Genomic DNA, 22,613 nt, shown 5'->3' with positions numbered 1-22,613 from the left:
GAAAATCGTTCGTAGTATTACGAACGATTTTTTTAATTACGATTGTAATAGAGGCGATGAGTTTCCACTTGGTGGTTTAAGAGTTCATCAACCGTCACAATGGTGTAGCCTTGCGATTGAAGGTATTGAATCACAGCTGGGAGAGCATTAATCGAAGTTTGGTGAATATCATGCATCAGGATAATTGATCCTGGTTTGACTTGTTTTTTCACCTCTGCTAAGATCGCTTCGGTGTTATGACTCTTCCAATCCAAGGTATCCACATCCCACATGATAAAGGCTTGATCCACTGCATATTGAATGGCACTATTAATCGAACCATAAGGAGGACGAGTAATCTTCGTTTGCACTCCAGTCACCTTTTGAATCACTTCTTTGGTATCCATGATTTCTTTTTGAGCTGACTCCAAAGGCAACTTAGTTAAGACAGGGTGGTTCCAAGTATGGATCCCGATTTCATGTCCTTCCTGACGGACCCGTTTAGCCACTTCTGGATAGGCAGAGACATTCTTCCCAAGCATAAAGAAAGTCGCTTTAACATGGTACTTGTTGAGGATATCCAGGGCTTGAGGAGTCGTCGATGGATCTGGACCATCATCAAAAGTCAAGGCAACCATCTTAGCGTGACGTTGGGTTTGGTAGGCCTCATAAGCTTCCCGATCTCCAGGATTCAGGCGAGCAGAATCAATCACATCATAGAGCTTCGAAAGGGGCATATCGAAGGTTTCCATGCCCTCAATAGTAACTGGAAGTGTGATAGAAAGAACACCTTGATTGTAGGTGAACTGCCAGCTTGCTATATCACTTGCTGAGACAGCTTGCATCAGCTCTTCAATTCGATCTTCCCCTAACTGTAGGAAGACCAGCTGAGAGCGCAACTCTGTTAAGAGGGTTTCTTTGGCTAGATCAGCATCCGTAAACAATTGGGAGAATTGGAAGACCGTCCCCTCATCCGTTAGATAAAGGAGGGGAAGTTTGTCGATCCCATCTTTGATGAACTTACCGTTTTTCCACTTGTACTGGGTCTTCTTCACCTGATAAGGATGAACCCCGACAAATGGGTCTTCTGAACGTTCAGTATGATAGAACAATAGTTCTTTTGCTTGCTGGTTCTTCTTCTCTTCTTGGGGAAGAGAGCCAACGTCAGCCAAAATTCTCTCTTTGACCACTGCGATAGGTTCTTCGTTATTTTTCGGGTAGTAGGCAGCAACATAAGATTGACCGACCATTCCTTTTTGAAGAATGGTATCTTTGTCTTTTTCAACTGCTTCTTCTTCCTGGATTGCTTTGGAAAACTGTTGATTATAATTTTTGATAGCGCGTGCTTCCTCAATCTTCTGATAAGCAAGATAAATTCCCCCGATGAAAAGGAGGTTGAGGAGGATGAGAATAAGTATTTTCAAGTAGGATTTCTTCATACTCTTATTATAGCAATTTTATCACCAAAAAACAGTAGAAAACTCTAGAATCTAGAAAATAAAACCTAAAATATGGTAGGGAAATTAAAGTAGCTCAGTCCTATCTCCTGTCACTTTGAACCGGCAACTTTCAAGCAGAAAAAAAGAACAGATGTGGTAACACCTGCTCTTTGTCACAAGTTATATGATGCTGATTATAAGGACTTTTCACGAATCACTTCTACTTTGTAGCCATCTGGGTCCACAATAAAGTAATAGTTTGGAAGCGTTCCTGGCAAGCCTTTAGGATCTGTTACTTGGTAACCTTTTTCCTTATGCTCCGCATGAAGGGCTTCAAGGTCTGGCGTACTCAAGGCAACATGGGCAAAGCCATCTCCAATGACGTAAGGACCATGATCATAGTTGTAAGTTAATTCCAACTCATAGTCATCCCCTTCTAAACCAAGATAAACAATCGTAAATTTGTATTCAGGAAAATCTTTGCGACGCAATTCCTTAAAGCCAAACGCATCTGCATAAAAGGCAATTGATTTTTCTAAATTCTCCACACGCAAACAAGTGTGTAACATTTTTGAAGCCATACGACACCTCTTTCTTTTTTTACTATTATACACTAGTCAGGCAAAAATAGCGATTATTTGAAATAGATGAAAAAAGAGGCTGGGACAAAAGTCCTAGCCTCTCAATTGTCTTTGGATTATCGAGCAAGACGCAGTGGTTGAGTGGGCTCTACTACGCTGATTTTATCAGCTTTTACAGCCCTACTCAACTGTGCGGAGGTGAGACGACGAAATCGAATTCTAACGAATTACCGATTTCTGTCCCACTCTCTTACTTGTTTTTCGTTGATTTAGAAGTTGATTTCTTTTTACTATCTGACTTGGTTGCTAGTTTGACCTCGAAAATAGCACCTTTCGGCTTGTTATCTCGAACAGTAATGGTGCCATTAAAGGCTTCCACGATTTGCTTGGCTAAGGATAGTCCTAAACCAAAACCACCCTTTTGACGCGTCCGCGCCTTATCCACTCGGTAGAAACGATCAAATATCCGCTTTTTATCTTCGTCTGAAATCCCTGGTCCATTATCCTCTACCCGAAGATAGAGATAACGATCCTTGAATTGAGCGACAAACCGTATCTTTCCTTCTTCCTCTGTGTATTTGAGGGCATTGTCATACAAAATGGTCATCAGCTGTTTCAGTAGGACCTTGTCAGACACCAGACTCCTTTCGACCTGATTCTCATACTCGAAGATTTTATCATTTTCCTCGGCAATGATTTCATAATTGGCAAAAGTTTGGTCGAAAAAAGAGGGAGGGATTTCACAAAACTCAGGTTTAATCCCATCATCTCGACGGGCTAAGTTTAAGAGATTGGTCGTCAGTAATCGCATATTGCGAACCTCATCCAAAGAGGAGGCGATGTTCTCACTGGATTCCATGATCGTTGCCTCTGGTTTTCGGAACAGGGTTTCCAAACGATTTTGCAAAACTGCTAAAGGTGTCCGCAATTCATGAGAAGCATTTTCGACAAATGCCTTCTGCCGATTCATACTCTCTAAGAGAGGTTTCACACTGATTTTAGCCAGAAAGATACTTGCAAAGAGGGAAATGCCCCAGAAGCAAATCATGACCAAGGCGATTTGGCTCTCGTGTTTTTCACTGGTCTGCTCCAACTGGCTAATATTGGTCATGATCACGGCATATTTCACCCCATCGATATAATCATCAGGGTCAATATCCACCAAATAAGCCCGGTAACTTTCCTTCTGCTTATAATGATTGGTAATTTGAATCTGCTTGATCTTGTTTAAATAGCTGCGACTAAAGGTCACTGTTTTTAGATCCAGGAAACCATTATCCGTCGTCACATTTTCAAAATTATCATTCAAGAGGATGGCTGTACTATTAGAAGTGACCGATGGTCTAGGGCCATCCTCGGGACCAAGTTCATCATCTTCTGGTCGGTCATCATCTGGTTCGTCTCTTCCCATTCCATTTCCTGTACGATTGGCCAAGCTAATAATAGAATAACGATCTTTACTCAGCATCTTTAAATTTTCATCAACCGTTGTATACAGACTTGACCGCATCACTTGAATAATAATCAAGGTCATGGTTGAGAAAATCAAGGTAAAGAGTCCGAAATAGCGGATGAAATAAGAAAAGTCATCCGCATTGACAGTTTTTTTAATTTTATTGAGCATCTTTCAGAATGTACCCCACGCTACGCAATGTTTGGAGATTTTTTGCAAAGTCTGTTCCTTTTAACTTCTTACGAATCTTAGAAACATACACTTCGACAACCGAGATAGTCGTATCGCTATCAAATCCCCAAAGTCGATCAAAGATTTGTGTCTTGGGCAGGATAACATTTTGATTTTGAAGGAAATAGACCAAAAGATCAAATTCTTTACCTAATAGCTCCACTTCTTTCCCTTCAACAAGCGTAGAATTTGTCGAAAGATTAACGGTTACATTCCCATAAGAAAGGGTATTTTCATTGACCTTACCAGAGCGCTTCAGCAATGCTTGGATCCGCATTTTGAGCTCTTCTAGGTAGAATGGCTTGGTCAGATAGTCATCTGCCCCTAACTCAAACCCATGGCCCTTATCGTCCAAACTCTCTTTGGCTGTCATAATCAATACTGGAGTGGAGACACCCTTATCTCTCAATTCTTTCAGAACTTGAAAACCATCTTTTTCAGGAAGCATGAGGTCAAGCAAAATCAAGTCGTAGATCCCACTTTCAGCCTCGTAAAGACCTTCGTCTCCATCAAAGACTTGCATGACATCTGCAAAGTCATCTAAAAAATCAAATACTGAATTAGACAAACCGAGGTCGTCTTCTACTAATAGAATCTTAATCATGTGTACTTCTCCTTCTCATTCTTCCACACAAGGATGATGAGTATTTTCTACTCTATTATAACATGACAAGGCCTTATTCAGTAGCATTCAGATAGCGATTTCAACTTTTTTCTTAGCCTGCTGTCCCTGTCTCATCCTTTGATGAATTGTTTGTATTGCTAGACGATTTTTTCGAAGAGGATTTCTTGGAGGACTTTTTACTCGATTTACCATTTTGTTGCTTGTCTTGTTGACCTTGAGGCCCTCCATTTTGTGGTGGTTGGCCATTCATATCTCCTTGTCCTGGTCCACCGTTTTGGCCATCTTGCGGTGGCATACCGCCTGGTCCTCCACCAAATCCATCTTGTCCTTGACCACCTTGTGGTCCCTCTCCTTGTGGTGGTTGGCCATTCATTTGTCCTTGTCCTGGTCCGCCATTTTGTCCATCAAAACCTTGTGAGTTAGAAGGTCCATTTTGTTCTTGATGATTCCCATGGCTATTTTGTCCTTGAGAATTTTGGGCAGGCTGGTTACTATTTTGTGTAGTTACCGCTGCTTGTTGGCGCTGGGGACTCGTATTGGCTGTCGCCAACATTCCCAATCCAAATCCACCAGTCATCCCAACGATCAGTCCTCCTGTTGCTGCGGCAGTTGCCCACCACTTAGGACTTTTCTTAACGACAATCATTTTTTCAGTTCTTTCTTGCTTATGTTCATTCGAAGCTTGCATTCTTTCAATTCCTTATATATATTTATTTAAACAAGGCCTTTGTTTAGATAGGGATAGTTTACCGATTCTTCCTTAATCGTGACTAAATTTTTTCTTAAACTTTCCTAAAATGAGGATGGAGACAATTGTCACAGCTGAATAGAGGACTTGACAGGCTTGCCTTCTTTTTTGTAGAATAGTTACCATAAAAATAAAGAGAGGTTTACTGTTTTGAAAAAAATAGAATCAATGACATTAATTGCCCTTGGAGCAGCACTGATTGCTGTTCTATCTCCATTTCAAATCCCCCTTGGTCCCATTCCAATCACGCTTCAGACTTTAGCAATCGGCTTGATTGCTAGCATCTATCGCCCTACAGAAGCCACTCTTTCTGTTCTCATTTACCTCCTCTTAGGTGCCATTGGCCTTCCCGTCTTTTCAGGTGGTCACGGAGGCATCAGCGCCTTCTACGGTCCCACTGCCGGATTCCTTTTCTTCTTCCCTCTTCGAGCTTTGGTGACTTCTATCTTTGCTGGCCAAAAGGGACAACCCATTCGTATCTTCCTTGCTAACGCCTTAGGGGAAGTCGTTCTCTTTATTGGGGGGGCCTTAGGTTTTATGCTCATTACCCACCAGAGTTTGGATCTCACCGTAAAACTGGTCGTCCTACCTTTTGTATTACCAGATTTGATTAAGATGACTTTGACAACGATTTTCGCGGTTATACTCTATCGCAATCTCAAACATCTCCCATATTTTAAAAAAGAAAAATAAAAACTCTTAGAGAGGCCTGCAAACCTGCAGATTCCTCTCTAGGAGCTTTTTCTTTATTTCGTTGCTAGAAGGGCTGTTTCAACAGCTGCTTTCTCCCGCTCGATGAGATCGATACGAGCCGCGATTTCTTTGATTCCCATCTTGATATTACGGCTAATCGCCATATCCTCCAATTGAGGCTCAAAGAAGGCCTTGTATTCATTTAACCGTTCACGGGTCTTGAAACAGTTAGCTGGGTAGATGACAAACTTATCAAAGCTCATATCACCACCGAGTGCTTTCTTGATCCAATCCCAGTTTTCACGCGCCCAAGTCCAGGTTCTTCCTTGGGTAAAGTCATGGTGCAAGAAATTGAAGTACCAGCTCATAGCCAAGTCCTGAGGTTTCACCACATCCTTGTTCTTCCACTCTTTCAATAGTGCTTCCAAAGTTTCCTCATCCTTGGTATAAGAAAGGGCAGCAGCCAACTGGCGTTTAAAGTTTCCATCAACTGTCTTCACATAGGTATCCAGATATTGTTGGCTAAGCGCCTTGGTTTCCTGGTGTTTGATTTGGTTGACTAAGATTTGCAAGCGAATGGCAGCTGGAAGTTTTTCCAAATCAGCTGCGTGCGCTTCAAAGATAGCACTCGCTTGTGCTTGTGCAGCTTCATCATTGGCCTTGATCATATTAGCAATCATTAGCTGACGAACTTTTTCGTCTTCTTCTGATTCACCAGGCTTAGCTTCCAGTCCCAAGCGTTCGAAGTTGTAACGGTTCATCCGTTTCAACAACTCATGGAAGGCTACTTCTGTTTCAGTTCCTTCATCCACAAAGAGACTAATTCCGCTCAAGACGCTCGAAACAGCAGAAACAACCAGGAAGGAAGTTTCTTCTGTCAAGTGTTCAATCACTGGCAAGAGGCTTGCATAAGAAATTTGACCACTTTCCGCTAAGAGACGGCGTTCTTGAACCACTTGTAGTTTCGAAGTACTATCCAAGCTAGCAAGGTCAGCAAGAATGTCTTCCAACAATTCCCCACGGTAGTCACTGATATAGTGAGATGTATTTTCTGTATTGAAGCGAAGAGCTCCGCTGTTAGCTGCTTTCAAGGCACTGTAGTTTGGAATTTCTAAGACTTCAGTTTCCAAAGTATCTGGAATACCTGTCCAGTTGCTATTCAATGGAACAACCCACTTACGGCCTTTTTCTTCTCTTTCTCCGATGAAGAACTGCTCTTGACGGATGATCAAGGTATCGTTTTCTACAACAGCTGAGACAACAGGGTATCCTGGTTGCTCCAACCAAGAATCCATAAAGGCTGCGACATCACGACCTGAAGCTTGCCCAAGAGCATCCCAAAGGTCACGACCGATGGTATTGCCGTATTGGTGTTTTTCAAAGTAAATCTTCAACCCTTTACGGAAGGCGTCATCACCTAACCAACGGCGAAGCATGTGCATGAGACGGCTACCCTTAGCGTAAACGATTGCTGGGTCAAAGAGGGTGTTGATCTCGTCTGGGTGTTTCACTTCCACATGGACGGATTGAACTCCATCTGTAGCATCGCGTTTCAAGGCAGCAGGCACACCAGTTGTTTGGAAGTCTTCAAAGATATTCCAGCTTGGTTCGATAGCATCCAAGCTGACATATTCCATCATATTGGCGAAGCTTTCATTCAACCAGAGGTCATCCCACCATTTCATGGTCACGAGGTTTCCGAACCATTGGTGAGCCAATTCGTGAGCCACCACCAAGGCTACTGTTTGACGGCTTTGGGCTGTCGAGTTTTCATCTACAAGGAGATAAACTTCACGGTAGGTTACCAAGCCCCAGTTTTCCATCGCTCCTGAAGAGAAGTCTGGGAGGGCGATATGAAGGGATTGAGGGATTGGATACTTCACACCATAATAGTCTTCATAAAATTCAATGGCACGAACGGCAATATCCAATGAGAAGTCCAAGTTTTCTAATGGGTGAGCTTTGGTAGAGTAGACACCGACTAGGGTTCCATTCTTGGTCTTAGCTGTCACTCCTTGAAGGTCTCCAGCCGCAAAGGCCAAGAGATAAGAAGACATACGTGGAGTCGTATCAAACTTCCAAATCCCTGTTTCTTTACGGTTTTCCACATCGATTTCAGGCATGTTAGAAAGAACAATTTCTCCCTCTTCTTGGTCAAACTTCACAGCCAAATCAAAGGTCGCTTTGGCTTCTGGCTCATCCACACTTGGGAAGGCTTCACGTGCAAAGTGGCTCTCAAACTGAGTAGAGATCACTTCCTTCTTCACACCATCTACTGTGTAGTAAGAAGGATAAATTCCTGTCATATTGTCTGTGATCTTACCTGCATAAGTGAGGGTAAGGTTTACTTTTCCAGTAGCAGGAACTTCGATAAAGACAGCCTCTTCCTCATCATTGACTGTAAAGGCACAGTCCTGCCCGTCTACTTGTACAGTTTCGATGATCAAATCCTTTTGGTGAAGAGAGATGCGAGTCTCTTTTGCTTCTCCTCTAATGATCACTTTCCCTGAGAAAGTTTTACTAGAGCGGTTCAAATCTAAGAATAGATCGTAGTGCTCAGGTACAAATGTATCAATAAAATGTGCAACTGCTTGCATGAGTAACTCCTTCTTCATTTTTTCTCATCTTCTATTCTAACATAAATCCTACTAACTGTAAGGTAAGAGGGGGCAAAACCAGACCTACAAAAAGACAAAAGTCTGAGATCATGACCTCAGACTTACTTTTCTTATAATTCCACAATTTTTCCAGTTTCGAAGTAGACAACCCACTCACAGATATTTTTAGCGTAATCACCAATACGCTCCAAGTAGTTGATGACTTGGAAGTAATCACGTCCAGTAATGATCAAGTCAGGATTATGCTTGATTTCTTCCGTTGCTAACTCTTGAATACGATCATAGTACTCATTAATTTTTTCATCGCGAGTTGCTACTTCATAGGCCGTTTCAACATCCCCTTTTAAGTAGAGCTCCAAGGTTGCTTCAACAAAGTCTTTGACTTCTCGACCCATTTTGCTGATTTCTTCTTCTACAACCTTACTACGAAGTTCTCCCTTCATACGGATGGTTGCTCGAGCGATAGATACCGCATGGTCTCCCATACGCTCAACGTCAGATACAGCTTTTAAGACTGTCATCACCATCCGAAGGTCCTGAGAAACCGGTTGTTGAAGGGCAATCATCTCAAAGGATTTGCGCTCCAACTTCACTTCATACTCATTAATCTCTGCATCATCTTCGATAACCTGACGTGCCAGATCACGGTCATGAGTGACAAAAGCTCGAACCGTGCGGTTGATCTGGGTCAAGACTTCATTTCCCATGGCATAAAACTGGTTATGAAGCTTTTCTAAATCTTCTTCAAATTGTACGCGTAACATTTACTTTCCCTTTCTTATCCAAACTTCCCTGATACATAATCTTCTGTTTCCTTACGAGCAGGGTTCAAGAAGATTTTTGAGGTGTCATCATACTCGATGAGGTCCCCATCCAAGAAAAAGGCCGTTCTATCCGAAATCCGACTAGCTTGCTGCATAGACCGCGTCACCAAGAGCATGGTATAACGATCCTTCAAACCATAAAGTGTTTCTTCAATCTTTCCAGCAGAAATCGGGTCCAAGGCTGAGGTCGGCTCATCCAAGAGGATAATCTTAGGGCTGGTTGCCAATACACGCGCCACACAAACCCGTTGTTGTTGCCCCCCTGATAACCCAATCGCTGAATCATGGAGACGATCCTTGACCTCATCCCAAATAGAAGCATTTTTCAAAGAGGTTTCGACTGCTTCATCCAAGACTTGCTTGTCCTTGACCCCATTGATCATGAGTCCGTATGTGACATTGTCATAGATAGACATAGGGAAAGGGTTGGGCTGTTGGAAGACCATCCCGATTTCCTTACGAAGTTCTACTGTATCTGTCCGAGGACTATAGATATTGTGACCATTGTAAATGACTGTTCCTGTCGTTGTCACCTCATGGTTCAAATCTCCCATCCGGTTAATAGCCTTGAGCAGGGTAGACTTCCCAGATCCAGAAGGACCGATTAAAGCCGTGATTTCTTTAGGGGTGAAATCCAGTGACACACTATTCAGTGCCTTTTTCTTATTGTAATAAACCGACAAGTCCTTGACTTGCAAAATTGGTTCTGTCATGTTTTCATCCTTATGTTGTTTCAATGTTGCCAAATCCTATCCAAAGTGACCAGACACATAATCGTTGGTCGATTGCAGTTTTGCATTTTGGAAGATATTGGCTGTTTTATCATACTCGATCAAATCGCCTAGATAGAAGAATCCTGTATAATCGCTGGCCCGAGCTGCCTGTTGCATGCTGTGGGTCACGATGATAATAGTATAGTCCTTTTTCAACTCGAGCATGGTTTCTTCCAACTGAGCAGTCGCGATAGGATCCAAGGCTGAAGCTGGCTCGTCCATGAGCAAAATCTCTGGTTTAACGGAGATGGCACGGGCAATACAAAGGCGTTGCTGTTGACCACCAGAGAGGGTCAATGCGGACTTGTGCAAGTCATCCTTGACCTGATCCCAAAGGGCTGCTTGCTTCAAAGATTTTTCGACGATTTCGTCCAAGACCTTCTTGTCTTTGACACCTGCCCGCTCGTGGGGGAAGGTAATATTGCGGTAGATGGACTTGGCGAATGGGTTTGGTCGTTGGAAGACCATTCCGATATGCTTTCTCATTTCATAGACATTGATATCTGGACGGTTGACGTCAATCCCTTCGTACCAGATTTCCCCAGTCACACGCGCAATATCAATGGTATCGTTCATTCGGTTCAAACTTCTAAGATAAGTGGATTTCCCAGATCCAGAAGGACCGATCAAAGCTGTGATTTTATTCTTCTCAAATTGCATATCCACCCCTTTGATAGATTCATTTGAACCATAGTAGACATGCAAGTCTTTGGTCGAAAGGACCACTTTTTCTTCAGGAAAAGTAATGATATGTTTCTCATCCCAATTGTACTTTGACATTTCTTCTCCTTTTATGCTGAGGTTAATTTCTTATGGAGGTAAGTACCGAGCTTACGCGCTCCAAAGTTGAAAATCAAAATGAAGATCAACAAGACTGCAGCCGATCCAGCGGATACTTCAATCGCATCTGGAATGGTTCCTTCACTATTGACCTTCCAAATGTGGACCGCTAGGGTTTCTGCTTGACGGAAAATAGAGATCGGACTGGTGACACTAAAGAGGTTCCAGTTGCTCCAATCCAAGGCTGGGGCAGACTGACCAGCTGTATAAATCAAAGCCGCTGCTTCCCCAAAGATCCGCCCAGAAGCTAGTACGACACCCGTAATAATACTTGGCAATGCTTCAGGTACCACCACGTGAATCACGGTTTCCCAACGAGAAATTCCAAGTGCAAGGCCGGCTTCCCTTTGTGTATGGTGGACATTTTGTAAACTATCTTCAATGTTTCGTGTCATCTGAGGCAGGTTAAAGACCGTCAAAGCCAAGGCTCCAGAAATAATCGAGAAGCCATATTGGAACTGCACTACAAAGACCAAATAACCAAAGAGACCGACTACAACCGATGGTAGAGAAGACAAGATTTCAATACAGGTCCGAACCAAATTGGTCAATGGGCCTTTCTTGGCATACTCTGACAAGTAGATCCCTGCCCCTAATGAAAGTGGGAAGGAAATAATCAAGGTAATGACTAAGAGGAAGAAGGAATTATAGAGCTGAATCCCAATCCCTCCACCTGCTTGGTAAGAAGAGGATTTGCTGGTCAAGAAGGTCCAAGACACATGCGGCAACCCTCTAACCAGAATATAGAGAATCAAAGAAGCAAGAATAGTGACAATAATTCCAGCAATTGCATAGAGAACCCCTGTCGCTATCTTATCTATTTTTTTAGCGTGCATAGTTCTTCTTACCTCTTTCTTTCGTAATCAATTTGATAACGCTGTTGAATGCCAAACTCATCAGCAAGAGCACCAAGGCAAGTGACCAGAGAACGTTGTTGTTAACAGTTCCCATAACCGTATTTCCGATACCCATGGTCAAAATAGAAGTCAAGGTGGAAGCTGGCGTTGTTAAAGAATTTGGAACAACCGCTGAGTTTCCGACCACCATCTGAATAGCCAAGGCTTCACCGAAGGCACGGGCCATTCCAAAGACAACTGCTGTAAAAATACCTGAGCGAGCCGCCTTTAAGGTGACATGCCAAATCGTTTGCCAACGAGTCGCTCCCATAGCCATACTCGCTTCCCGATAGTGACGAGGCACTGCCCGTAAGCTGTCTGTTGTCATAAAGGTCACAGTTGGAAGAATCATGACAAAGAGGACAAAGACCCCTGACAAGATCCCAAATCCTGTCCCACCAAAGATGGAACGAACAAATGGAACCACCACTTGCAAACCAATAAATCCGTATACAACAGAAGGAATCCCTACCAACAATTCAATGGCTGGTTGTAAGAGGCGAGCACCCTTAGGAGAAACTTCTGTCATAAAGACTGCTGCACCGATGGCAAAAGGTGTCGCCACCAAGGCTGACAAAAGGGTTACAATGAAGGAACCCAAGATCATTGGCAAAGCACCAAATTCTTTTCCAGATGGATTCCATGTGGATCCGAAAAGGAAACTAAAGACATTGACCTTGTTGACAAAGAAGGTCGATAATCCCTTTTGGGCTACAAAAATCAAAATCAAAGCTACGACAAAGACAATCAAACTCATACAGCAGAAAGTAATGGTTTTACCAAATTTTTCCAACCGAGAATTATTGGACTTTGCGAGCATTTTTTTTGCTACTTCGTTCATGTTTTACCTAATTCTTCTTATTTCTTCGTAATATTACCGTCAAGATCACGGCTGACTTTCATATCATTGATTGGGATATAGCCCATCTTACCAACGATTTCCTGCTGGACCTCATCTGTCATCATGTAGTCCAAGAATTTCTTAGCCAATTTACTTGGCTCTCCCTTGGTATACATATGTTCGTAAGACCAGATTGGCCAGTTATTGTTCACCACGTTTTCCTTAGTTGGTTCATAGCCATTTAACTTCATGGTTTTAACACTATCATCCACGTAGGTAAAGGCCAAATAAGAAATGGCACCTGGAGTCTGGGAAACAATGTTTTTCACCATTCCATTTGAATCTTGTTCCTGAGCTTGTTTTGGATCTTTCCCATTCATGATGATATCATCAAACACAGCACGGCTACCAGATCCTACAGCCCGGTTCACAATGGTAATTTCCAGGTCCTCACCACCCAATTGCTTCCAGTTGGTATATTCACCAGTAAAAATCTTACGCAATTGTTCGGTTGTTAAATCGTCAACAGAAATATTCTTATTGGCAATAATGGCTGTTCCCGCTACTGCTACTTGATGGTCTACCAAGCTAGAAGCATCGATGCCATCTTTTTCTTCCGCAAAGAGGTCACTATTTCCAATATCGACAGCTCCTGATTGGACCTGAGACAGACCTGTACCAGATCCACCCCCTTGGACATTGACAATCTTACCGGGATGTTCTTCTATATAACGATCTACTACCCCTTCAACTAAGGGTTGTAGAGCTGTCGATCCAACAGCTGTAATCGCTTCTCCACGGTCAATCCAAGATGCACAGGCAGATAGAGAAACTGCAAGTGCTACTGTTGCTAGCCCAAGGACTAGCTTTTTGCATTTATTCAATGTAAGTCTCCTTGAATCATAATCAAATATCGTTTAAATTTTATCTCTAAACACTTGGTCATCTTCTAGTATTCTAGCAAGAATCACTCTATTTCCACTATAACATAGAAAGACCGCATTTCCTAATAATTTATCTAAATCTCAGGCCTTTTGGAAAGAAATTTTTCAAGGTACGGCCCGTTACTTTAGCAAAGCCTAAACCATTGCCTCCAGCTAAGACTTGATACCATCCATTGGTATAGTCCTGCTCCAGTTGAATGGTCTCCCCAGCTGCGTACTTGATGAAGTCTTGATCTGATAAGCTGACCGCTTTCTTCACTTGCTCTGGCTTCAGAGCTAGGCCTAAGGCAAAGCTAGGTTCAAAGCGATTTTTCTTGAAGGTTCCAAGGTGCAAGCCATTGCGAGCAATCTTGACCTTTTTCAAATCAGGAAGTCCAACCGGCAATAGATAAAGCTGATCTCCAAAACATTGGTAGAGGCCCTCCAAGTCCATGGCCAAGCAGTCCTTGGCAAAAGCTTGCCACAACTTTTTCTGCTCAGCCGTTAGATTGGAACGGCCTTCCTTGATCTTCTTGACTTCAGGCTCTCCCTGATAATGGAATTTAGCAACAAATTGCCCTTCCCCTTTGAAACGATGAGGGTACATCCGAGCTGTTTCAGGATGGCCGATCCCTTCTACCATGCCATTGATTTTTTCAATCGGTAGCAATTCCAGCTCATATTCGTCTAAGAGCCAAGAGACAATTTCTTCGTTTTCTTCTGGTGCCCAGGTACAAGTCGAATAAACCAGCTGCCCCCCTGGTGCAAGCATCTTGAGGGCATCTGTTAAGATTTCTCTCTGGAGACCAGCACATTGGGCTGGATAATCAGGATGCCAATAGTCCATAGCATCTGGCTGCTTTCGAAACATTCCTTCACCAGAGCATGGTGCGTCCAAAACAATCAAATCAAAATAGGCTGGGAAAACCTTAGCCAAGCGATTGGCTGATTCATTGGTCACCACGACATTACGGGCTCCAAAGCGTTCGACATTCTCGACCAGAATCTTGGAGCGCCCCTTGTGGATTTCATTGGAAACAAGGAGTCCTTGATTGTCTAAATAAGAGAGCAAGTGGGTTGTCTTGCCACCCGGTGCTGCCGCAAGATCCAAGACCTTCATACCTGGTTTTGGATGGGCTACTTGGGCTACCATTTGGGCAGCCGGTTCTTGCGAATAGACCAGTCCAGTGACATGGGCAACGGATTTACCCGACACCTTGCCATAGTAACTCCAAGGCATGCCTGGAATAGGGTCATCTCCACTGATTTGCTCCGCCTTTAATGGATTAGTCCGATAGGCAGATACGGCCGGCTCGTCAAAGGTTTGAAAGAAGGCCTCAGCCTCCTCTCCAAGTAGTTGATCATATTTTTCTTTAAATCCTTGAGGAAAGGTCATGCGTGTGTTCCTTTCTTCAAAAAGGGTTGAATCTCATCTAATTTACAAGTTGGCACCATCATGATGGGCTCCAAGGTCTCATAGTTGGGTTCTTTTCCTTCTAGAGTCAAAACAGAGTAACCTAGGCACTCGCCCATGATGGCTGCTGCTGCATAGTCCCATGGCCAGATATAGCTGAAGTAGCCTAAAATACCACCGGATAAAATCTTGGTAAAGCTGATACCAGCACTCCCATAAACCCGAATTCCTAAGCATTCTGCCCCCAGATCCGCCATGCCCCAAGCGTTGGACTTGAGCATACCAACATTGGAAGCCACTAATAAATCACTAAGGGGACGATTTTGAAAGGGTTGCAGTTCTTGCTCATTACAAAAGACTCCAAAATCCTTTCCACCAAAAAAGAGATGATCCCGCATGACATCATAAATCAAGCCAAACTGGCCAATCCCTTCTTCAAAATAAGCAACCATAACAGCAAAGTCTTCTTTTTGGGTCACAAAATTATTGGTCCCATCAATGGGATCAATCACCCAGACCTTACCGGAACAAATAGGTGCACGAAGATCATCCTCTTCCGCAAAAATGTGGTCTTCTGGATAGGCTTCTAAAATCTTGCCAACCAGGGTTGCTTGCACTTCTTGGTCCATTTGAGTCACCAAATCCGTCGGATTTGTTTTGACTGTGATTGCTAGCTGGTCATGCAGGTGTTCTCTAAGATAGCTTCCTGCTTCTTTGACAATGGTCTTAGCAAATTCTAATTTATTGATCAATCGAAAACCATCCTTCCCCTTTTTCTTTCGCAACTTTGGTTGCACGATAAAGTGAGTAGCCGCTGACCTCTTCAAATTCTTTGCCCAGACGCTTTTCTTCGCCAATACTTGGGACAACTTTCTTAAAGGCCTTATAGGCTTCTAGGTAGATGCGGGCATCTGCCTTTTGTTCGTAGGCTTGTTCAACCTGATTAAAAAAAGAAAGCACCGAAGCAAGCTCTTCAGTGCTCCACGATAAATCGAGTGGGTAACTATAATTCTTATTCATATTAATGGATCTCCGCTCTTAATGTAGCAGATCTTAACTCTTCCTTACGATATCCTCGAGGGAGAAATGCACGGATTTCATCCTCATTAAAACCAATTTGCATCCGTTTCTTATCTAGAATAATTGGGCGACGCAAAAGACTAGGATTTTCCTCAATCAACTTGATCAAAGCAGAAATCGATAAATCCTCTACATCAACATTTAGCTTCTGAAAAATTTTAGAACGAGTTGAAATAATATCGTCTGTACCGTTCTCAGTTAGAGCTAAAATATTACGCAACTCCTCAGTTGTTAAAGGACTCGTCATAATATTGTGTTCCTTAAAAGGAACCTCATGTTTTTCTAACCAAGCCCGGGCCTTTCGACAGGATGTACAACTCGGAGACAAAAATAATGTAATCATGTTCTTCTCTTCTTTTTTTGGACACACTTAGCTGACTCTATTATACAAAATTATTCCGCGCTTGCATAGTGATTTTTTAATTTAGACAAAGAAAATTCTCCCCTTAAGGGAGAATTTCTAACAAAAATTATCTGGTCCATTGACGAGCCAGGATCTCGTCCTGATGCAGTTGCTCGACGAGGGCTTCTACACTGTCAAATTTGACCATTTCTCGAATCTTGTCTAACCAAAAAATCCGAATCGTATGTCCATAAATATCTTTTGAAAAATCAAAGATATTGGCTTCAAAGCGAAGTTCCGTCCCATCAAAGGTCGAGTTTTTCCCTACAGAGGCCATCCCCCGGTGACGTTTCCCTAGCACTTCTACTTCGACGACATAAACACCATCTTGAGGAAGATGGGTGCGATCGATAGGCGCCAGATTGGCTGTTGGAAAACCAATGGTGCGACCCCGTGCATCCCCATGGACTACAATGCCACGACTGGATAAGGGATAACCTAAAAGATCAGCTGCTTCTTTGACCTGGCCAGATGCAATGGCCTGCCGAATACGAGTTGAGCTAATTTTTTCGTCCTGGTCTAGGACAGGTGGAACGACGATGACTTGACCCTTAAAATAGGTTCCCAAATCACTAGCTACTTTCTTGTCGCTACCAAAGCTATAATCAAAACCTGCCACTAAGACACGCGCCCGAAGTGCAGTTAGGTAGGCCGCAACGAATTCTTGGGCCGTATGAGCCGCAAAATCACTGGTAAAATCGATAAGATATAGATCATCGACTCCAAGTTCTTCCATCCGTTTAAAGCGTTCCTCTGGGTTTTGGAGATGGAGGAGTAGTTCTGGTTGGTAACGGGCAAAAGCTAGCTTTGGAGATTCTGGAAAGGTCAAGACAGCTACTCGAAGTCCTTGCTCATCGGCAATGGTGCGAGCTGTCCGAAAGAGCTCCTGGTGCCCTCGATGGAGACCGTCAAAATAGCCCAAGACAAGAACGGTATCTGCTTGAGCTTTTATTTCTTTTTCACTAGTTACATAACAAATGTTCATAAATTTATTGTAACACACTTTCTGTCAGAAAAACCTTGCGAGGTTTGTAAAGTTCTTCCCTTTTCTCCAAAATGGCTACCAATTTCCCTTGGTAAAAAGCAGCCAACTCCCTGGCTTCGCTCTCAACTGGAATAAAGCGTCCCACTTGGACTTCGCCGACCTCTTCTACTGTCAGCTCTACTTTTTCCAGATCTCCGGTGCCAATCTCAAGTGGGCGAAGGAAGCTCAAATCTCCTTGCCCCACTTTTTCAGCCACTTCTTCTAAGGTCAGGGCATCATCCAGTGACAAACCGGCAGCACTGGTTCGTGTTAAGTGGGACATGTGAGCCGCATAGCCCAGTTTTTGACCAAGGTCCACCGACAAGGTCCGGATATAGGTTCCCTTGCTGCATTTAACTCGGAAACGAAAACGGGCTAGACTTTCTTCATAGCTAATCTCACTGGTGCGCGTGAATTCATAAATCGTCACCTGTCGGACAGGACGTTCCACTTCTTCTCCTGCCCGCGCATATTCATAGAGCTTACGCCCATTGACCTTGACCGCTGAATACATAGGCGGCACCTGCTCCATCTCTCCCACCATCTGGGCAATCATACGGTCCACCTCTGTTGCATCTAAAGGTGCTTCCACTGGGGTTCGCTCTAGGACATCCCCGCTGGCATCCTCCGTTGTGGTAGAAAATCCCAAAGTGATTTCGCCCTCATAGACCTTGCCTTCATCTTGCATAAATTCGACCATCCGGGTCGCCTTGCCAACTGCAATCGGAAGCACTCCCACCACATCAGGATCCAGCGTTCCCCCATGGCCAATCTTCTTGGTACCTAAGATTTTTCTCAGTTTAAAAACCGCATCATGGGAGGTCATTCCTGCTTCTTTTTTTAAGTTGATAATTCCGTCCATCTGATTTGCTCTTTCTAACTCATGTGTGACCATCCGGGCCACCGACCCTTTATTATACCATGAAACGAGACTTCTTGTCCCTGTTTCCCCCTTCCTGATGAGCTTCCAAAAAATCCCGTAGCAGATTTCAGACTTTTTAAAATGGGTTTGATACAATAGAAAGCGAAAGAAGGTGTAACATATGTTAATGTATGATGTTATTGTGATTGGATTTGGTAAAGCTGGTAAAACTCTTGCAGCGAAATTATCAAGCCAAGGAAAAAAAGTCGCTCTGATTGAAAAGAGCAAGTCTATGTATGGTGGTACTTGTATCAATATCGCTTGTATTCCAACTAAGACCTTGATCGTCGCAGCGGAAAAAGGCTTGGATTTTGAACAAGCTATGAGTGAAAAAAATGCGGTCACTACTCGTCTCAACGGCAAGAACTACGCAACGATTGCTGGAACGGGTGTAGACATTATCGATGCGACAGCCCGCTTTGTGTCCAACAAGGTCATCGAAATTCAAGTTGGAGATGAAAAGGAAGAATTGACAGCTGAAACCATTATTATCAATACTGGTGCTGTGCCAACTATCCTTCCAATCCCAGGATTGGCTGAAAGTAAATTTGCAGTGGATTCAACCGGTATTCAACGTTTGGAAAACCTACCAAAACGCCTGGGCGTCCTTGGTGGTGGACCAATCGGATTGGAATTCGCCCACCTCTACAATACCTTGGGTAGCCAAGTAACAGTATTGGATGCTTCTGAAGCATTCTTGCCACGGATCGAGCCAAGCATCGCAGCTCTTGCAAAAGGCTACCTGGAAGAAGATGGTATTCAATTCTTGCAAGGCGTTCATACCCAAGAAATCAAAGATGGCCAAAACAGCTTAACCGTTGTAACGGATAAGGGAGACTTCGAGTTCGATATCCTTCTCTACGCAACAGGACGGAAGCCAAACACAGTTGGACTTGGTCTTGAAAACACAGATATCCAAGTCACTGATCGTGGGGCAATCCAAGTCAACCGTCATTTGGAAACCAGCGTCCCTGGTGTCTTTGCAGTTGGGGATGTCAATGGTGGTCCTCAATTCACTTACATGTCACTCGATGACTTCCGCATTGTCTTCAACTATCTCACAGGTGATGGTAGCTACAATCTCGAAACTCGTAACAATTATGCGACAACACTCTTCATTGCTCCTCCACTTGCCCAAGTCGGCTTGACTGAGCAAGAAGCACGTGACAAAGGGCTTCCAGTTGCTGTTAAAGAATTGCCAGTTGCTGCCATGCCTCGTGGACATGTTAATGCAGATCTTCGAGGTGCCTTCAAAGCCGTGGTCAACCCAGAAACCAAAGAAATCCTTGGAGCAACTCTCTTTGGAGAAGCTGCAGGCGAACTCATCAACCTGATTACCATGGCTATGGACAACAAGATCCCTTATACTTACATCGCAAAACAAATCTTTACCCACCCAACCATGGCAGAAAACCTAAACGATCTCTTTGCGATTTAAATAGAATAAAAACACTGGAAAATTTTTCCAGCGTTTTTTAGTTTAAGAATTCACAGACAGCCTCTTGAAATGCTTTATTTTCTTCATAAAGAGCATGCCCAGAATGCTTTAGAATAAGGAGCTGACAACCCGAAATCGCTTTTGCCAGTTCCTTGGATCCGTCCATACCAATCACATCATCTTCAAGCGCACCAAGGATCAGGGTCGGACAATGAATTTCTTTTAAGACCTCAAGGCTATTATGTTCCAGGCAAGACTGAGACTGAATGGCTATTCTATTTTCATCTTTGATTCGCCCCAAGCGACCCATGATATTATAAAGCAACCGCCACTTTTGATAGCTCTTTTGCGTGTAGGAATGCTTGGCAATATCCAGCATGAGATGCTTAAAATTTCCAGATTGACTAAGTTTTTGCCAATGCTCAATTCGTTCTCTAGCAAGTTGACTAGGTTTTGCAGTGGTCACGGCTAAAATGAGCTTTTGAACCTTTTCAGGGAAATCCGCAGCTAGCCATTGGGCAATCATTCCACCTTGTGAAATCCCCATAACATAAGCGGTATCTAGGTTTAGTGTCTCCATTGCTTCTGCTACATCTGCTGCCATATCCCGCGTCGTATAGCCCTGCCTCAGCTCATTGATTCGAGAAAAAACATAGATTTTATATCGCTTAGCAAGGAGACGATAAGAGAAGGAAAAGAGCTGGGCCTTTCCTTTAACGGTCTGAAGCCCATCCCCCAAGCCTGGTATGATCACTAATGGTTGCTTACCTTTACCAAAGGTCACATAGTCCATGCTCTTTTCGTTAAAATATAAGGTTTTCCCTTTTGTTGAAGACATTACTTCGTTCCCTCTACTATTTTTTCCATGATTTATTTAGGTTGAGTTTTTAAATGCAAGGCAAAGCCGGCAGTCACTTTTTCAAATCCAACTGCCTGATAAAACTGATGTGCAGCATTTCGTTCAGCGGTTAATCCACTATTTAAAGCCAGTGCCTCAACTCCTTCTTTTACCGCTTGTTTTTTCAATTCATCGATTAGCCTACTAGCAATTCCTTGTCGTCTTGTTTCTTTTGCAACTGACAAAGCTAAAATACGATAGTAAGATCCATCTGCTTCAAAAAAGAAGAGTTTTGCATAACCTAAGAAACCTAAAATTTCTCCGTTTCTTTCAGCTAGAAGACAGCCATAATGTGGTTGAGAAAGAATCATTTCTAAACGTCGAGACAGCTTAGAAGCGGTCGTTGGATAGCCCAAGTCTTCGTATAAAGACAGTAGGGCTTCAGCATCTTTTATGGTTGCTTTTCGTATCTGCATAGGATCCTCCTATTCTCCTTTCAGAGCATCAAATTTAGCTTTCATGGTTGGATTTTTGCGGGTCAATTTTTTGACTGATACATCATCCAACTTATTATTAGCGAGGCGAAGTTGATTTTCTGATGTGGTCAAGAATTTCTTGACTTCTTCCATCCGCTTGATGGCTTTGTCGATTTCATCGATGGCCTTACCGAAGTTGACGGAGGCTGAATTGTAGTTCTTAGCAAAGGCAACCTTGAAGGCGTCTAGATCTTCTTCAAAGTGGGTGATGTCAATATTTTGCTCACGGATAAGTGCTAGTTCTTGCTTGTATTTAAGAGAGTTAAGAGCCGCATTGCGCAAGAGGGTAATCATGGGCAAGAAGAACTGAGGCCGGATAACATACATCTTCTCATAGACGTAGGACACATCGACAATACCCGAATTGTAGAGCTCGCTATCAGCCTCAAGAAGTGTCACCAGAATAGCATACTCGCAACCTTTCTCCCGCCGGTCCTTATCCAGCTCTTTGAAGAAATGCTCGTTTTTCTTCTTGGTCGCTGTCTCATCGCCTTCATTTTTCATCTCAAACATGATAGAGAGGATTTCTACACCATTTTCATCCACCTCACGGTAAATGTAGTCACCCTTGCTGCCAGTTCTGGCATCATTGTCCTTGCCAAACTCAGCTCGTGGAAACATAGCCATACGATTCTTGTTAAACTCATACTCGCAGTGCTGTTCCAAACTCTCACCAATCATCTTAGTAGACTGCTTAGCTTTGAAATCCTTGTAGAACTCTATGGTCTCGTCTTTCTGCCGCAGCTCTACCTCATAGCGCTCTTTGAGAGAAGTCTGGGCGAGTGCTGCTTCCTTTTCTTGCAAGGCTAGCTGATTCTTAACCTCGTCTCGCTCTTTTTCCAGTGCAGATAAAGTCTTTTGCAGCTGGTTCTCATGCTCCAAGCGCAAGGTGGCCAATTGATTCTCCAGTGCCTGCACTTCTTTTTCTTTCTCTAGCAGGCTTTGGCTAGCCGTTTGCTCCACCTCTTTTTTGGCCAATTCTTTTTCAGTATCAAACTGTTGAATCTGGTTCTGTAACTGGGCAATTTCTTGATCCTTCTTGGCTAACTTCTCTTGTTGCTCATTGAGGGCCTTTTGCTCAGCCAAAGCCAACTCTTGCCGAATCCGCTCATGAATTTCCTTGTCAAACTCAGCTGTCCGTACCTGTGACAAGAGTTCGCTGTATTGACTTTCATTGACTGTAAAGACTTCCCCACAGTTGGGACACTTGATTTCGTTCATAGTATGCCTCTTTCTCTATTCTTAGTATATTATATCATGCCACCTGTAAAATCAAAACCAGCAAACGAGGCTTGCTCCTACTATTTCCCTCCACAATTAAGTTTATGGCAATGAATAGAGTAAATGAGTGCATTTGAGAAAGCAGAACGATGACCATTGAAACTTCCCGCTGTGAGAAAAGCAGGAGAAACAGATTTGTTTCTCCTGCTCGGTAGATTTGAGACGGAAGGCTCAAATCTAAGGTATGGAATCCCAAAGGGAGTCGCTACCGTC

Annotated in this window: 23 protein-coding genes; 2 read left to right on the top strand and 21 right to left on the bottom strand. The window is 43.3% G+C overall.

What is annotated here, in order from left to right:
* Positions 1 to 32: 32 nt before the first annotated feature.
* From ADH27_RS08260 to ADH27_RS08240, 5 genes are all read right to left on the bottom strand, one after another.
* Positions 33 to 1,403 (bottom strand): polysaccharide deacetylase family protein, encoded by a 1,371-nt coding sequence (locus tag ADH27_RS08260; RefSeq protein WP_239681782.1) that lies wholly within the window; start codon positions 1,401 to 1,403, stop codon positions 33 to 35.
* Positions 1,404 to 1,612: 209 nt separating this feature from the next.
* Complete coding sequence (locus ADH27_RS08255) at positions 1,613 to 1,999, bottom strand: VOC family protein (RefSeq protein WP_023022851.1); 387 nt, start codon at positions 1,997 to 1,999, stop codon at positions 1,613 to 1,615.
* 250 nt (positions 2,000 to 2,249) lie between these two features.
* Positions 2,250 to 3,623 carry a sensor histidine kinase gene (locus ADH27_RS08250; protein WP_048717269.1) on the bottom strand — a complete coding sequence of 458 codons (1,374 nt, stop codon included), beginning with the start codon at positions 3,621 to 3,623 and terminating at the stop codon, positions 2,250 to 2,252.
* A complete protein-coding gene (locus ADH27_RS08245; RefSeq protein ID WP_006596563.1) occupies positions 3,613 to 4,287 on the bottom strand; it encodes a response regulator transcription factor in 675 nt (224 codons plus the stop codon). The genes ADH27_RS08250 and ADH27_RS08245 overlap by 11 nt, the downstream gene beginning before the upstream one ends.
* 112 nt (positions 4,288 to 4,399) lie before the next feature.
* Positions 4,400 to 4,996, bottom strand: a complete 597-nt coding sequence (locus ADH27_RS08240; RefSeq protein WP_048717267.1) for a hypothetical protein — start codon at positions 4,994 to 4,996, stop codon at positions 4,400 to 4,402.
* A gap of 210 nt (positions 4,997 to 5,206) precedes the next feature.
* Here ADH27_RS08240 and ADH27_RS08235 point away from each other — a divergent pair, with 210 nt between their 5' ends.
* Positions 5,207 to 5,749 (top strand): biotin transporter BioY, encoded by a 543-nt coding sequence (locus ADH27_RS08235; protein ID WP_048717266.1) that lies wholly within the window; start codon positions 5,207 to 5,209, stop codon positions 5,747 to 5,749.
* A gap of 53 nt (positions 5,750 to 5,802) precedes the next feature.
* Here the strand turns inward: ADH27_RS08235 and ADH27_RS08230 are convergent, their stop codons facing one another.
* From ADH27_RS08230 to truB, 13 genes are all read right to left on the bottom strand, one after another.
* Positions 5,803 to 8,346 (bottom strand): M1 family metallopeptidase, encoded by a 2,544-nt coding sequence (locus ADH27_RS08230; protein ID WP_048717265.1) that lies wholly within the window; start codon positions 8,344 to 8,346, stop codon positions 5,803 to 5,805.
* Between the two features lie 131 nt (positions 8,347 to 8,477).
* Positions 8,478 to 9,131, bottom strand: coding sequence for a phosphate signaling complex protein PhoU (phoU, locus tag ADH27_RS08225; protein ID WP_006596567.1), 654 nt, complete (start codon positions 9,129 to 9,131; stop codon positions 8,478 to 8,480).
* A gap of 14 nt (positions 9,132 to 9,145) precedes the next feature.
* Positions 9,146 to 9,904, bottom strand: coding sequence for a phosphate ABC transporter ATP-binding protein PstB (gene pstB, locus ADH27_RS08220; RefSeq protein WP_048717263.1), 759 nt, complete (start codon positions 9,902 to 9,904; stop codon positions 9,146 to 9,148).
* Positions 9,905 to 9,940: 36 nt separating this feature from the next.
* Complete coding sequence (pstB, locus tag ADH27_RS08215; protein ID WP_048689960.1) at positions 9,941 to 10,744, bottom strand: phosphate ABC transporter ATP-binding protein PstB; 804 nt, start codon at positions 10,742 to 10,744, stop codon at positions 9,941 to 9,943.
* Between the two features lie 11 nt (positions 10,745 to 10,755).
* Positions 10,756 to 11,640, bottom strand: a complete 885-nt coding sequence (gene pstA, locus ADH27_RS08210; RefSeq protein ID WP_006596570.1) for a phosphate ABC transporter permease PstA — start codon at positions 11,638 to 11,640, stop codon at positions 10,756 to 10,758.
* Positions 11,630 to 12,541, bottom strand: a complete 912-nt coding sequence (gene pstC, locus ADH27_RS08205) for a phosphate ABC transporter permease subunit PstC (RefSeq protein ID WP_048717261.1) — start codon at positions 12,539 to 12,541, stop codon at positions 11,630 to 11,632. The genes pstA and pstC overlap by 11 nt, the downstream gene beginning before the upstream one ends.
* A gap of 17 nt (positions 12,542 to 12,558) precedes the next feature.
* Entirely contained in the window at positions 12,559 to 13,425 is an 867-nt protein-coding gene (locus ADH27_RS08200) for a phosphate ABC transporter substrate-binding protein PstS family protein (RefSeq protein WP_048717260.1), read from the bottom strand.
* A gap of 130 nt (positions 13,426 to 13,555) precedes the next feature.
* Complete coding sequence (locus ADH27_RS08195; RefSeq protein ID WP_048717257.1) at positions 13,556 to 14,860, bottom strand: RsmF rRNA methyltransferase first C-terminal domain-containing protein; 1,305 nt, start codon at positions 14,858 to 14,860, stop codon at positions 13,556 to 13,558.
* Positions 14,857 to 15,630, bottom strand: a complete 774-nt coding sequence (locus ADH27_RS08190; RefSeq protein WP_048717256.1) for an inositol monophosphatase family protein — start codon at positions 15,628 to 15,630, stop codon at positions 14,857 to 14,859. The genes ADH27_RS08195 and ADH27_RS08190 overlap by 4 nt, the downstream gene beginning before the upstream one ends.
* Positions 15,620 to 15,898, bottom strand: a complete 279-nt coding sequence (locus tag ADH27_RS08185; RefSeq protein ID WP_023026658.1) for a UPF0223 family protein — start codon at positions 15,896 to 15,898, stop codon at positions 15,620 to 15,622. The genes ADH27_RS08190 and ADH27_RS08185 overlap by 11 nt, the downstream gene beginning before the upstream one ends.
* A 1-nt stretch (position 15,899) precedes the next feature.
* Positions 15,900 to 16,301 carry a Spx/MgsR family RNA polymerase-binding regulatory protein gene (locus tag ADH27_RS08180; RefSeq protein WP_040803090.1) on the bottom strand — a complete coding sequence of 134 codons (402 nt, stop codon included), beginning with the start codon at positions 16,299 to 16,301 and terminating at the stop codon, positions 15,900 to 15,902.
* Between the two features lie 127 nt (positions 16,302 to 16,428).
* Positions 16,429 to 17,346 (bottom strand): bifunctional riboflavin kinase/FAD synthetase, encoded by a 918-nt coding sequence (locus tag ADH27_RS08175; protein ID WP_048717254.1) that lies wholly within the window; start codon positions 17,344 to 17,346, stop codon positions 16,429 to 16,431.
* Between the two features lie 4 nt (positions 17,347 to 17,350).
* Entirely contained in the window at positions 17,351 to 18,247 is an 897-nt protein-coding gene (gene truB, locus ADH27_RS08170; protein ID WP_048717252.1) for a tRNA pseudouridine(55) synthase TruB, read from the bottom strand.
* A 181-nt stretch (positions 18,248 to 18,428) separates the two neighbouring features.
* On the opposite strand from truB, the gene ADH27_RS08165 reads away from it, so the two are divergent.
* A complete protein-coding gene (locus tag ADH27_RS08165) occupies positions 18,429 to 19,745 on the top strand; it encodes an FAD-containing oxidoreductase (protein WP_048717251.1) in 1,317 nt (438 codons plus the stop codon).
* Between the two features lie 37 nt (positions 19,746 to 19,782).
* Here the strand turns inward: ADH27_RS08165 and ADH27_RS08160 are convergent, their stop codons facing one another.
* From ADH27_RS08160 to ADH27_RS08150, 3 genes are read right to left on the bottom strand one after another with little or no spacing between them, the layout of a single operon-like run.
* Complete coding sequence (locus ADH27_RS08160; RefSeq protein ID WP_048717249.1) at positions 19,783 to 20,583, bottom strand: alpha/beta fold hydrolase; 801 nt, start codon at positions 20,581 to 20,583, stop codon at positions 19,783 to 19,785.
* A 32-nt stretch (positions 20,584 to 20,615) separates the two neighbouring features.
* Entirely contained in the window at positions 20,616 to 21,059 is a 444-nt protein-coding gene (locus tag ADH27_RS08155) for a GNAT family N-acetyltransferase (protein WP_048717248.1), read from the bottom strand.
* A 9-nt stretch (positions 21,060 to 21,068) separates the two neighbouring features.
* Positions 21,069 to 22,340: a DUF2130 domain-containing protein gene (locus ADH27_RS08150; RefSeq protein WP_009732651.1), complete on the bottom strand. Its 1,272-nt coding sequence runs from the start codon at positions 22,338 to 22,340 to the stop codon at positions 21,069 to 21,071.
* Positions 22,341 to 22,613: the final 273 nt, after the last annotated feature.

It is taken from the genome of Streptococcus sp. 343_SSPC, from assembly GCF_001072385.1.
In the GTDB taxonomy this organism is placed as follows: domain Bacteria; phylum Bacillota; class Bacilli; order Lactobacillales; family Streptococcaceae; genus Streptococcus.
The sequence above is the reverse complement of the archived record's forward strand: the minus strand, read 5'-3'. Positions and strand labels throughout refer to the sequence as shown.